General features: G+C 62.5%; 9 protein-coding genes and 4 tRNA genes. All 13 read right to left on the reverse strand.

Annotated features, from left to right (window positions below):
* Positions 1-4 precede the first annotated feature (4 nt).
* On the reverse strand, positions 5-628 hold the full coding sequence (locus KF871_RS10430) for a DUF6806 family protein (RefSeq protein ID WP_291141698.1): 624 nt from the start codon (positions 626-628) through the stop codon (positions 5-7).
* Positions 629-667: 39 nt separating this feature from the next.
* Positions 668-760: transfer RNA gene (locus KF871_RS10435), tRNA-Leu, on the reverse strand.
* A gap of 77 nt (positions 761-837) precedes the next feature.
* A tRNA-Cys gene (locus KF871_RS10440) sits at positions 838-911 on the reverse strand.
* A 51-nt stretch (positions 912-962) separates the two neighbouring features.
* Positions 963-1,038, reverse strand: a tRNA-Gly gene (locus KF871_RS10445).
* Positions 1,039-1,121: 83 nt separating this feature from the next.
* Complete coding sequence (gene lon / locus KF871_RS10450; protein WP_291141700.1) at positions 1,122-3,554, reverse strand: endopeptidase La; 2,433 nt, start codon at positions 3,552-3,554, stop codon at positions 1,122-1,124.
* Between the two features lie 93 nt (positions 3,555-3,647).
* Positions 3,648-4,913: an ATP-dependent Clp protease ATP-binding subunit ClpX gene (gene clpX / locus KF871_RS10455; protein ID WP_291141702.1), complete on the reverse strand. Its 1,266-nt coding sequence runs from the start codon at positions 4,911-4,913 to the stop codon at positions 3,648-3,650.
* A 107-nt stretch (positions 4,914-5,020) separates the two neighbouring features.
* Positions 5,021-5,638, reverse strand: a complete 618-nt coding sequence (clpP, locus tag KF871_RS10460; RefSeq protein ID WP_291141704.1) for an ATP-dependent Clp endopeptidase proteolytic subunit ClpP — start codon at positions 5,636-5,638, stop codon at positions 5,021-5,023.
* Positions 5,639-5,823: 185 nt separating this feature from the next.
* The gene (tig, locus tag KF871_RS10465) at positions 5,824-7,134 is read right to left on the reverse strand and encodes a trigger factor (protein ID WP_291141707.1); all 1,311 of its coding nucleotides are present in this window, start codon (positions 7,132-7,134) and stop codon (positions 5,824-5,826) included.
* A 64-nt stretch (positions 7,135-7,198) separates the two neighbouring features.
* A tRNA-Leu gene (locus KF871_RS10470) sits at positions 7,199-7,285 on the reverse strand.
* A 104-nt stretch (positions 7,286-7,389) separates the two neighbouring features.
* The gene (locus KF871_RS10475; RefSeq protein ID WP_291141710.1) at positions 7,390-8,046 is read right to left on the reverse strand and encodes an aspartate/glutamate racemase family protein; all 657 of its coding nucleotides are present in this window, start codon (positions 8,044-8,046) and stop codon (positions 7,390-7,392) included.
* Positions 8,043-10,628: a TRAP transporter permease gene (locus KF871_RS10480; RefSeq protein WP_291141713.1), complete on the reverse strand. Its 2,586-nt coding sequence runs from the start codon at positions 10,626-10,628 to the stop codon at positions 8,043-8,045. Before KF871_RS10480 ends, KF871_RS10475 begins: the two co-directional genes overlap by 4 nt.
* 103 nt (positions 10,629-10,731) lie before the next feature.
* Complete coding sequence (locus KF871_RS10485; RefSeq protein ID WP_291141716.1) at positions 10,732-11,709, reverse strand: TAXI family TRAP transporter solute-binding subunit; 978 nt, start codon at positions 11,707-11,709, stop codon at positions 10,732-10,734.
* A 154-nt stretch (positions 11,710-11,863) separates the two neighbouring features.
* Positions 11,864-13,213 carry an aspartate aminotransferase family protein gene (locus KF871_RS10490; protein WP_291141725.1) on the reverse strand — a complete coding sequence of 450 codons (1,350 nt, stop codon included), beginning with the start codon at positions 13,211-13,213 and terminating at the stop codon, positions 11,864-11,866.
* Positions 13,214-13,243 lie beyond the last annotated feature (30 nt).

Raw genomic sequence — 13,243 nt, forward strand, 5'->3', positions numbered from 1 at the left:
GCCTTCAATGCAGGTGTCGAGGCTTGCGGGGACCGCCGTGCCCGGAGGGGCCGTGTCCGCGCGGCGGCTTGCCCAACTGCATGGAATTGACCAGCGCGTCGAAGCGCTGATTGAACAGGCGGTCAACCGCCGCGACCACATCGCCCAGCTCTGAAGCATCGAAATGACGCTCCATGATTTGCACGACGTCCTGGACCAACAGGTCTCGCTGCACCTGCATGATCGCGGCCGGTGTCGGCCCCACGAAGCACATCAGAAAGTCGTCTCGCGCCTCACCATCGGCACCCTCTTCTTCCTCGTCGAACTCCGTGTCGTAGAACGAAACCTCAAGCGGCGCGCCTGCGGCAGCAATCTCGTTGAGTCCCATGCAGGCATCCTCGATAGCCTGCCGAAAATCCTCATCGCCATTGACGGTCCAGCAAATTTGCAGAACGTGCGCCTCGGCATCAAATCGAATGCCTGGCTCATCTTCGTAACTGCTCTCGGCAGCTGCGGCCAGAGAACGTCCACCGGCGTAGGACCACAGAGGCTTCAATGCCTCCTGGATCTGATCGAAGGCAACGTCATCGCGCAGCGGCACGTCGCCATGTACATGGATCTCGAAAGGTGCGTCGTATCGGCTGCTCATGAATCACACTCCTCCGGTAAGACCGGATCTGACCTGGCGTGGTGCCTCGAACCGGGGTCGAACCGGTACGCCCCCTTGCGGGAAAGCGGCGGAGTTTAAGTCCGCTGTGTCTACCAATTTCACCATCGAGGCAGCGGTGCCGGTGTGCATTGTCGCAGGTGAAAAAACCAAACCCTGTCGACAGGACTGTCGACAGGGTTTGAGCGAGTTGGAGGCGCGTGGCGGAGTCGAACCGCCCTAGACGGATTTGCAATCCGTTGCATAACCGATTTGCTAACGCGCCGATGTGAGCACCGGACAAAAAAGGGAAGCAGAGCTTCCCTTTTTGCGAATCTGGAGCGGGAAACGAGGTTCGAACTCGCGACCTCAACCTTGGCAAGGTTGCGCTCTACCAACTGAGCTATTCCCGCAATGTTCTGCAATTCATTGCTGTTCTGCAGAAGCTGGAAGTATAGCCTAAAAAACAGGGCGCCTTCAAGGCACTCCAGATTTTTCAGTGCTTGACCGCATCGCCTTCGGCAGCCCCCGGACGCACCGAAGCAGCGGCCAATTGCGCGGCCACCTCTTCGTCCGTCAGCGGCACAGGCTGGCGCTCAAGGGCGATCGACAAGACCTTGTCGATCCACTTGACCGGGATGATTTCCAGGCCTTGCTTGACGTTGTCCGGAATGTCCGCCAGATCCTTGACGTTCTCTTCCGGTATGACCACCGTCTTGATCCCACCGCGCAGAGCCGCGAGCAGCTTCTCCTTGAGGCCGCCAATGGCGGTCACCTCACCACGCAAGGTGATTTCCCCGGTCATGGCGACATCTGCCCGCACAGGGATGCCTGTCAACGAGGACACCAATGCGGTCGTCATCGCAATGCCTGCACTCGGGCCATCTTTCGGTGTCGCGCCATCGGGTACATGGATATGGATGTCGCGCTTGTCGAACATCTCATCCTTGATGCCGAGCGTTCGGGCACGGCTGCGCACCACCGTTCGAGCAGCCTCGACAGACTCCTTCATCACGTCGCCAAGCGAGCCTGTTCGGATGGTGCCACCCTTGCCCGGCATGATGGCCACTTCAATGGTCAGCAAATCGCCGCCCACCTCGGTCCATGCGAGCCCGACCACCTGGCCAACCTGATTTTGCTGCTCAGCGCGCCCGTAGGTGTACTTGCGCACGCCCAGGAACTCACTGAGGTTTTCAGCCGTTACCGCCACCGTCGGCTCGTATTTCTTGAGCAGCAAGCCCTTGACCACCTTGCGGCAAATCTTGGAGAGCTCACGCTCGAGCGAACGAACGCCGGCCTCACGCGTGTAGTAACGGACGATGTCGCGAACAGCGTCTTCGCGCACGTCCACCTCACCCTCCTTGATGCCGTTGTTCTTCAACTGTTTGGGCAGCAGATAGCGCATCGCAATGTTGGTCTTCTCGTCCTCGGTGTATCCAGAGAGCCGAATGACCTCCATGCGATCCAGCAGAGCCGGTGGAATGTTCATTGAGTTCGACGTGGCGACGAACATGACATCCGACAGGTCGAAGTCCACCTCAACGTAGTGATCCCCGAACGTATGGTTTTGCTCCGGGTCGAGAACCTCCAGCAGTGCGCTCGAGGGATCGCCGCGAAAATCCGTGCCCAGCTTGTCGATCTCGTCAAGCAGGAACAGCGGGTTGCGGGTGCCCACCTTGTTGAGGCTTTGCAGTACTTTGCCGGGCATGGCACCGATGTAAGTGCGTCGATGCCCGCGAATCTCGGCTTCATCGCGCATGCCGCCCAGGGCCATGCGCACGTACTTGCGCCCAGTGGCCTTGGCCACCGATTGGCCCAACGAGGTCTTGCCCACACCCGGTGGCCCAACGAGGCACAGGATCGGTGCCTTGACTTTGTCGACCCGCTGCTGCACCGCGAGGTATTCAAGGATGCGGTCCTTGACCTTCTCGAGGCCGTAGTGGTCGGCATTGAGCACTTCTTCGGCGTACGCAAGGTCGTGCTTGATCTTGGTCTTCTTGCTCCAGGGCAGACCGACCAGCACGTCAATGTAGTTGCGGACCACCGTCGCCTCCGCTGACATGGGCGACATCAACTTGAGCTTCTTGAGCTCGTTGTCCGCCTTCTTGCGCGCCTCGGCCGGCATTCTGGCGGCCTTGATCTTCTTCTCGATCTCTTCGATGTCGGCGCCCTCTTCGCCCTCGCCGAGCTCCTTTTGAATCGCCTTGACCTGCTCGTTGAGATAGAAGTCGCGCTGGTTCTTCTCCATTTGGCGCTTCACGCGGCCGCGAATCTTCTTATCGACGTTGAGGATGTCGACTTCGCGCTCGAGTTGCTCGAACAAGTTCTCCAGGCGCTTGACCACTGGATCGAGATCGAGCACCACTTGCTTGCTTTCCAGCTTGAGCGGAAGGTGTGCGGCGATGGTGTCGGCAAGACGACCAGGATCGTCGATGCTGGAGATCGAGGTGAGGATCTCGGACGGGATCTTCTTGTTGAGCTTGACGTACTGATCGAACTGCTGCATCACGGCGCGGCGCAGCGCCTCCAGCTCATTGGCGGGGGATTCGGCACGTTCGTTGGCGGGGTCGATCGGCGACACCAGCGCCTCAAAATGGGACTCGCCTTCCTTGATGGACAACACCTTCGCGCGCTGAATACCCTCCACCAGCACCTTCACCGTGCCATCGGGCAACTTCAGCATCTGAAGAATGGTGGCCACACAACCCATCTCGAACATGTCGCTGACCGAAGGCTCGTCCTTGGCGGCCGCCTTCTGGGCGACGAGCATGATGCGGCGTTCGCCCTCCATCGCGGCTTCCAGCGCCTTGATGCTCTTGGCGCGCCCCACGAACAGCGGGATCACCATGTGCGGGAACACCACCACATCGCGCAACGGCAACAGCGGAAGTTCCACAGGGGTGTTGGGCAGGGTCGTTTGTCCGGACATGTGAACCTCAAGGAATCAGGTAAGAGAAGGCAGTCGTATCAGTCAAAAACCTCGCGCAACCGAGGTTGGTACGCCACGGCCTTCGGGCCGGCTTCACGCCTGTTTCACCGCTTCCCGGTAAACCAGAAGCGGCGGCTTGTTTTCGTCGATGGTCGACTCGTCGACCACAACCTTCTCCACGTTGGTCAACCCCGGCAACTCGAACATGGTGTCGATCAGCGCGTTTTCGAGGATCGATCGCAGACCGCGTGCCCCCGTCTTGCGTGCGAGTGCCTTGCGGGCAATCGCCTTCAACGCCGCTGGGCGGACCTCCAGTTCGGCACCCTCCATCGACAGCAATCGCGAGAACTGCTTGACCACCGCATTCTTCGGCTGCGTGAGGATGTCCACCAAGGCATCTTCGCTCAGTTCTGCCAGGGCGGCGATCACCGGGAGGCGTCCGACCAGCTCGGGAATCAGGCCATACTTGATCAGATCTTCCGGCTCGACTTCGCGAAACACTTCGGTCAGGCTGCGCAGTTGTTTGCTGCGAACCTTCGCAGCAAAACCAATGCCAGACGCCTCCGTACGGGCCTCAATGACCTTCTCCAGACCCGCGAACGCGCCACCACAGATGAACAGGATGTTGGTGGTATCGACCTGCAGGAAATCCTGATTGGGGTGCTTGCGCCCGCCTTGCGGCGGAACGCTGGCCATGGTGCCTTCAATCAACTTGAGCAAGGCTTGTTGCACGCCCTCGCCCGACACGTCCCGGGTAATCGACGGGTTGTCGGACTTGCGGGTAATCTTGTCGATCTCATCGATATACACGATGCCCTGCTGAGCGCGCTCGATGTCGTAGTTGCAACTTTGCAGCAGCTTGGCGACGATGTTCTCCACATCTTCGCCCACATACCCCGCTTCGGTGAGGGTGGTGGCATCGGCCATCACAAACGGCACGTTGAGCATGCGGGCCATCGTCTGCGCCAGCAGCGTCTTGCCTGACCCGGTGGGGCCGATCAACAAGATGTTGCTCTTGGCCAGTTCCACCTCATCCTTGCGCCCGGTCTGTTTGTGGCGAAGGCGCTTGTAGTGGTTGTAGACGGCCACTGCCAAGGCGCGCTTGGCCGCATCCTGCCCGATGACGTAGTTGTCCAGGTTGGATTTCAGCTGCGCCGGCGTGGGCAACTCATCTCCGGAGGCCTTGACGGATTCAACGCCAGGCAGCTCGTCTCGGATGATGTCGTTGCACAGGTCAATGCATTCATCGCAGATGAACACAGAAGGCCCGGCAATGAGTTTCTTCACCTCATGCTGGCTTTTGCCGCAGAAGGAGCAATAAAGCGCTTTCTCGGATGAGGCGGCTTTCTTGTCGGCCATGGTCGCGTACTGGGGAAAACGGTGTTCAATGATAGTTCAAGGCTCGACCGGGCCAAACCGTGGAAAAGGGCGGCAATTTCCGGGGAAGTGCCGCCTTTGTCACGGGATCAACCGGCCGTCGGGCGCTTGTCGATGACCTTGTCGATCAGGCCGTACTCGGCGGACTCTGCTGCCGAGAGGAAGTAGTCGCGCTCGGTGTCGCGCTCGATCTTCTCCAGCGGCTGTCCGGTGCGCTCGGCCAGAATCTTGTTGAGTTGCTCGCGGGTCTTGAGGATTTCGCGGGCGTGAATCTCGATCTCGGTGGCTTGCCCCTGTGCACCCCCGAGCGGCTGGTGAATCATGATCTTCGAGTTGGGCAGCGCGAAACGCTTGCCTTTGGCGCCAGCGGCCAGCAAGAACGCGCCCATGCTGGCGGCCATGCCCACGCACAGCGTGGAAACGTCGGGCTTGATGAAATTCATGGTGTCAAAGATCGCCATGCCAGCGCTCACCGACCCACCGGGTGAATTGATATAGAACGAAATGTCCTTATCAGGGTTCTCGCTTTCCAGAAACAGCAATTGCGCCACCACGAGGTTGGCCGACTGATCGTTGACGGGTCCGACGAGAAACACCACCCGCTCTTTGAGCAGGCGCGAATAGATGTCGTAGGCGCGCTCGCCCCGACCAGATTGCTCGATGACCATGGGGACCATGCCCAGGCCCTGGGTATCCAATGCACTCATGCGTTTCTCCGGGAATTGCCGCTCTGCGGCTGATGAGGTGGCCCTACTGTAACCAACCACGCTCGGCACTTTCAGGGATGGGGCCAAGCCATGGACGTACGACAGTGTCAGCGGCAAATGGGGGCGACCGACACAAAAAAAAGAGGGCGGAACGAACCGCCCTCTTTTCTCGACATCACCGCAGATCAGGCCTGCGACATCAGTTCGTCAAACGAAACGGCCTTGTCCAACACCTGGGCCTTGGACAGAACGAACTCGGTGACGTTGTTCTCGATCACGATGGCCTCGACTTCGGCCATACGGCGGTTGTCGCCCTGGTACCACCGCACCACATCGGCGGGCTTTTCGTAGGAAGCGGCCAGTTCATCAATGTGTGCCTTGATCTGCTCCGGCTTGGCATGCAGTTCGTTGGCCTTGACCAGCTCAGCGACCACAAGGCCCAGGCGCACGCGTCGCTCGGCCTGCGGACGGAAGAGCTCTTCGGGGATCGGGGCCTTCTCGGCGTCTTTGATGCCACGCTGCTTGAGGTCAGCGCGCGCACCTTCGACCAGACGGTCGAGTTCGGCTTGCACCACCGAATTGGGCAAATCCAGCTCGGCCACCGCGACCAGAGCGTCCATCACTGCCGCCTTGTTGCGGGCCTGCAGGCGGAACTTGACCTCACGTTCGAGGTTCTTGCGGATGTCGGCACGCAGACCTTCGACGGTGCCGTCGGCGATCCCCAGCGACTTGGCCAGGGCCTCGTCAACCGCCGGCAGGTTGGCGGCTTCGATCTTGTTGACCGTGACCAGGAAGTCGGCCGTCTTGCCGGCGACGTCTTTGCCGTGATAGTCGGCAGGGAAAGCGAGCGGGAAGGTCTTGCTCTCACCGGTCTTCATGCCACGCACGGCGTCTTCAAACTCCTTGAGCATCTGGCCATCGCCAACGATGAACTGGAAGCCGCTGGCCTTGCCCCCTTCGAAGGCTTCGCCATCGATCTTGCCTTCGAAGTCGATCGTGGCGCGATCGCCGTCCTGGGCAGCCTGGTCCTGGGCGCGCTGTGCAAAGGTACGGCGCTGCTTGCGGAGAATGTCGAGCGTGCGGTCGATGGCAGCATCGTCCACCTCGGCGGCCAGCTTCTCGACCGTGGCGCCGGCGAGGTCGCCGATCTTCACTTCCGGGTACACCTCGAACACAGCGTCAAAGGACAGCTGGCCTTCCGGTGCACCTTCCTTCTCGGTGATGCGCGGCTGACCGGCCACGCGCAACTGGGCTTCGTTGGCCGCAGTGGCAAAGGCTTCACCGACCTTGTCGTTCATGACCTCGTACTGGACCGAATAGCCATAGCGCTGGGCCACCACATTGAGCGGCACCTTGCCGGGACGGAAGCCGTCCATCTTCACGTCGCGCGCAATGCGCTTGAGGCGGGCGGCCACCTCGTTCTGGATCACGTCAGCGGGCAGCGTCAGCGTAATCTTGCGCTCCAGCTTTTCCAGGGTTTCAACGGTCACGGTCATGGTGTACTCCAAGGGAAGCGCCGGTCCGCATGGCCAGCGAGGGAAATCGGTGAATCCGTGGGGCTGGTGCGCGGGGGGGGACTCGAACCCCCACACCATTGCTGGCGTCAGGACCTAAACCTGGTGCGTCTACCAATTTCGCCACCCGCGCGCCGGGAGGGCGTCTGGCGCCGCCGGGCCGGGGCCCCTGCGGGGCGGGCAGCCCACTCACGGAAACCCGCGATTGTAGCCGTTGGGCTGATCGCTTGACCGGCCTCAGACCGCCAGTCGGCGTCGCAAGGCGCGAATGGCGCTGCCCGGCGTCGTCAGCACGGGCAGACCGGTGGCCAGGGCCACGGCTTCGGCCGCGCGCGCCAGGCTGAACTGAGCCAGCGCAATCAGGGCACACCCTTGCTCACGCAAACGCATTGCCGCCTGGACGGCCAGCGCGTCGTGCCGCTGCGGATCGCCTTCATTGAGCGCCGCCAGCGCCCCCTCGGCCAGACCAGGAACGACCACGCAACCTTCAGGAAACTCGGGCGGCATCGATTGCAGTGTCGGCCCGAAGGTGGCCAGCAATCCAATGGGGCGTCCGTTGGCCTGCGACACAGCCTCATCGATCATGGCTTCGTTGGGCTTGAGCACTGGCATGTGGAGGCGTCGGGCCGCGGCGGCCTCAATGCAGGGGCCAAAGGCCGAGCAGGTGAACAGAATGCCCTGCACGCCCGTCGATTCGGCATACGCCGTCAGCACCTCGAAGCGCGCGTGCATGGCTTCATCCAACCCTTGCCCCGAGCGGGCCAGATCGGCCGACAGACTGTCGTCGAGCAGGTTCATGCGAATGGCCTGCGGCCAGTCACGCTCCATGGCCTCGTTGATCGGCGCCACCGAATGGGTCAGCGCGTGGATGAGCGCGATCCGGGGTGCACTCATGTGGCGGACGCGCCCTTCTCCCGACGGATCCTGGCGGTCTGTCGCCACATCACCAAGGCCAGCAGCGCCAGCGCAGGAATGAACAGCCATTCCTTGGCAGGTCGGTCGGCGGGCACCTCGACCGCGGTAATGTGAAAGCTTTGCTCAAGGCCCAGCTTCTCGGCCGTGCTGCCGAACTTCACCGCGGCCACCATCAGGCCGTCCGTGTCGGCCATGGCCGTGACACCTGCCTGCGCGAGGCGCTCTTTCAAGGGTGCCTTGGGTCCAAGTGGCAGCAGCACGCCTTTGCGAACCTCGTCGCCATTGAGGTTGAGGCCTTCGATCCACACACGCTTGCCGGTGTTGTCCGGCGCCTCTTCGATGGCCTTGATCATCGCTTCGCCCTTGAGCTCATCAAAGGGCGGATGCACCATGTCCATCCAGAAGCCAGGGCGGAACAGCGTGAAGCACACGAGCAACAGCGCAATGGTCTCGTACCAGCGGGTCTTCGTAAGGAAGTAGCCCTGCGTGGCCGCCGCAAACACCAGCATGGCGATGATCGCGATGCCCACCGTCAGCACGAGATGGAACGGCCCATCCAGACCGATCAGCAGCAGCTGCGTATTGAAGATGAACAGGAACGGCAGAATGGCCGTGCGCATGCTGTAGTAGAAGGCGGTGATGCCGGTCTTGATCGGGTCGTGTCGGGCAATGGCAGCCGCCGCGAACGACGCCAACCCCACGGGTGGCGTCACATCGGCCATCAGCCCGAAATAGAAGACGAACAGGTGCACTGCAATGAGCGGCACGATGAGCCCGCTCTGCGCGCCCAGCTCAACCACCACGGGCGCCATCAGGGTCGACACCACGATGTAGTTGGCGGTCGTCGGCAACCCCATGCCCAGCACCAGGCTGATCACGGCCACCAGCACCAGCATGAGCATCAGGTTGCCACCAGAAAGGATCTCGACGACCTCGGTCATGACCAGCCCGACGCCTGTGAGCGACACCGTGCCCACGATGATGCCGGCGGCCGCGGTGGCCACCCCGATGCCGATCATGTTGCGCGCGCCCGTGGCCAGGCCATCGACCAGATCGGTCAGCCCCGCCTTCACGTGCGCGCCCGGATTGCCCTCGCCACGCAGCAGACCCAGGATGGGTTTTTGCGTCAGCATGACGAAGACCATGAACATCGTGGCCCAGAACGCCGACAGCGCGGGTGACAGTTGCTCGACCATCAGGCACCAGACCAGCACCACCACCGCCAGCAGGTAGTGCAGACCGCTCTTGACGGTGGGGCCCGTCTCGGGAAGTTCAAACACCGGTGCGTTCGGGTCGTCAATGGGCAGGTCGGGCTGGCGTGAACCCACCCAGAGCAGGCCGATGTAGGACAGCAGCAGCAACACGCCGATCACGGGCACGGCGGCCGCCCCCAGCATCGACTTGATGAAACCCACCACGTAGTAGGTGATGCCGGCCAGCACGATGAACCCGGCAACCGTCATCAGGAAGGACACCAGGCGTTGGGTGCCCGTTGCCTGCGTGCGCCGGGGCAGGCCCTGCATGCCCGCCTTGAGTGCCTCCAGGTGCACGATGTAGAACAGCGCGATGTAGGAAATGATGGCCGGCAAAAACGCGTGCTTCATCACCTCCACGTACGGAATGCCGACGTACTCAACCATCAGAAAGGCCGCTGCGCCCATCACCGGCGGCATGATCTGGCCGTTGACCGAGCTCGACACCTCGACCGCGCCGGCCTGGTCACCCCGGTAGCCCACCCGCTTCATCAGCGGGATGGTGAAGGTGCCCGTGGTCACCACGTTGGCAATCGACGAGCCCGAGATGATGCCGGTGGCCGCCGAGGACACCACGGCCGCCTTGGCCGGCCCGCCCCGCATGTGGCCCAGCAGAGCGAAGGCGCTCTTGATGAAGTAGTTGCCCGCCCCGGCCTTGTCGAGCAGCGAGCCGAACAGCACGAACAAAAAGATGAAGCCACTGGACACGCCCAGCGCCACACCGAAGACGCCTTCGGTGGTCAGCCAGAAATGCGAGGCCGCGCGGTCGAGCGAGGCACCGCGGTGGGCCAGCAACTCGGGCATGTAGGGCCCCAGGAAGGTGTAGGCCAGGAAGACCGCCGCCACCACCACCATGGGCAGCCCCAGCACGCGGCGCGTGGCCTCGAGCAACAGCACCACACCCACCACGGCCGAGACCACATCCATCAGATTGGGTTGTCCGGGACGCGTGGCCAGCTCACGGTAGAAAAGAAACAGGTAGGCCGCGCAAAAGGCGCCGGCCAGTGCAAACACCCAGTCGATCACAGGCACGTGGTCGCGAGGGGATCGCTTGAACGCCGGATAGGCCAGGAAGCCGAGAAACACCGCAAACGCCAGGTGGATGGCGCGACTCTCGGTGTCGTTGAGCAAGAAGACGCCCAGGGTGAAAGGCAGCGGCGAGGCGATCCAGAGCTGGAACAGGGACCAGGCCACGGCGACCACCAGGATCAGCTTTTTGACCAAGGGGCCCGGATCGCGACCACCCGAGTCGTTGTCCTGCACGAGCTGATTGACGTCGACGTCGGCGATGTTGTCGGCTTTGTTCATGGCGATGAAGGCAAAGAGCGCGGGCCAATGGCTGGCCCCAATCGAAACACCCCATGCACCGCGGAGCCGCGCATGGGGTGTTCAGCGGCAATGGATCAGCAGGTTACTTGATCCAGCCCTTTTCCTTGTAGTACTTTGCTGCGCCAGCGTGCAGCGGCGCGCTCAGGCCGTCCTTGACCATGTTCTCGGGCTTGAGGTGCGCGAACGCCGGGTGCAGCTTCTTGAACTCGTCGAAGTTCTCGAACACCGCCTTGACCAGCGTATAGACCTGGTCATCGGGCGCCTTGGCCGAGGTCACGAAGGTGGCCAGCACACCGTAGGTGTTGGTGTCCTGATCGTTGCCCTTGTACAGACCCGCAGGGATCACCGCCTTGGCATAGAACGAGTTCTCGGCCACCAGCTTGTCGACGGCCGGGCCGGTAATGTTGACCAGCTTGGCACCGCAGGTGGTCACCGGGTCGGAGATGTTCGCGCTCGGGTGGCCCACGCCGTAGAAGAAGGCGTCGATCTTGTTGTCGCAGAGGGCGGCACCGTGTTCGTCAGCCTTGAGCTCGGCGGCCAGACCGAAGTCGGAAATCTTCCAGCCCATGGCGGACAGCAACTGGTCCATCGAGGCACGGGTGCCCGAACCCGGATTGCCCACGTTCACGCGCTTGCCCTTGAGGTCGCTGAAGTTCTTGACGTTGGCGTCGGCGCGCGCGAGCACGGTGAACGGCTCGGGGTGCAGCGAGAAGACCGAACGCAGGTCAGCGTAGGCACCATCCTTCTGGAATGCGCTGGTGCCCTTGTAAGCGTGGTAGTTCCAGTCGGACTGCGCCACGCCGAAATCGAGGTCGCCGGCCTTGATGGTGTTGATGTTGGCGACCGAACCACCGGTGGATTCCACCGTGCAGCGGTAGCCGTGGGTCTTGCGGTCCTTGTTCACCAGACGGCAGATGGCGCCGCCGGCTGCGTAGTACACACCCGTCACGCCACCGGTGCCGATGGTCATGAACTTCTGTTGTGCCTGTGCGGGCGCGGTGGGTGCCATCAGGGCGACCGTGGCGGCCACGGCGCTGAGGCAGGCGGTGAGTTTTTTCATGTGGTTTCTCCTGCAGTTCACTGGTGGTTGAAAAGGCACACGGCCCTTGTGGAGCCGCCATGCACAGGTCGTCGATGCTAATTCAAGCGCCGCCAAGGCCCGTGGATCAAAGAGCGGGGTTTACCCCGGTAGGGCATGCAAAGCCCGCATGGAATCAGGCTGCTGCCACCGGTACCCCGGCCAAGGTCTTGTCGATCGCGCGCCGAAGACGTTGCACGATCTGGGCCAGGTCGTCGATGGTGCTGATGAAGGGCGGGGCCAGCAGTACGTGGTCTCCACAACGCCCGTCCACTGTGCCACCGGCCGGGTACACCATCAGGCCCTCGGCCATGGCCGCGCGCTTGATGCGTGCGTGCAGCTTGAGCGCGGGGTCGAACCACTGCTTGCTGGCGCGATCTGCCACCAGCTCGACGCCCCAGAACAGACCACGTCCGCGGATGTCGCCCACATGCGGGTGTGTGCCGAACGCGTCTTCAAGCAGGCCTTTGAGCGTGTCGCCTCGCGAGCGCACCTGCGCCAGCAAACCATCGCGCTGGATCACGCGTTGCACCGCCAGCGCCGCCGCACAGGCCACCGCATGCCCCAGATAGGTGTGTCCGTGCTGGAACAGGCCACTGCCCTGGCGAAAGGTATCGACGATGCGTTGCTGCGCGAGCACCGCGCCGATGGGCTGGTAGCCACCGCCCAGACCCTTCGCGATCGTGAGCAGGTCGGGCACGACGCCATCCTGCTCGCAGGCGTGCAGCGTGCCGGTGCGTCCCATGCCGCACATGACTTCGTCCAGGATCAGCAGGATGCCGTGGCGGTCGCACAGCTCACGCACCGCCTTGAAGTAGCCCGGCACCGGCGTCAGCACGCCGGCGGTGGCGCCGCCCACCGTTTCGGCAACAAAGGCAATCACGTTCTCGCCACCCAGGCGCTCGATCGTCTGCTGCAGCTCGGCTACCAAGCGCTGGCCGTATTGCTCGGGCGTTTCGTCCTCGCGGCGGTGGCGGTATTCGTAGCACGGTGACACATGCGTCACATCGATGAGCAAGGGCTTGAATTGCTCACGCCGCCAGGCATTGCCGCCCACGGCCAACGCGCCCAGGGTGTTGCCGTGGTAGCTCTGCTGGCGCGCGATGAAGTGCTTGCGCTGGGGTTGCCCGATCTCGACGAAGTACTGCCTGGCCATCTTGAGCGCCGCCTCGACGGCCTCGGAACCGCCGCTGACGAAGTAGACGTGACTCATGCCCTTGGGCGCGGTGTCAATGAGCGTATCGGCCAGTTCCTCGGCCACCGCGGTGGTGAAAAAGCTGGTGTGGGCATAGGAGAGTTGGTCGATCTGGCGGTGCATGGCAGCCACCACGTCCGGGTGACCGTGGCCCAGACAGGACACTGCCGCGCCCCCGGACGCGTCGAGATAGGTCTTGCCCTGGCTGTCGGTAATGGTGATGCCCTGCCCGCTCACGGCAACAGGCAGGTCCTGGGTGAGCTGGCGGTGAAAGACATGGGTGGCTTGCATGGCGGCGGTGCGAGGCGTGGGTGAAGGGAA

The organism is Hydrogenophaga sp. (assembly GCF_019635465.1).
Taxonomy (GTDB): Bacteria; Pseudomonadota; Gammaproteobacteria; order Burkholderiales; family Burkholderiaceae_C; genus Hydrogenophaga.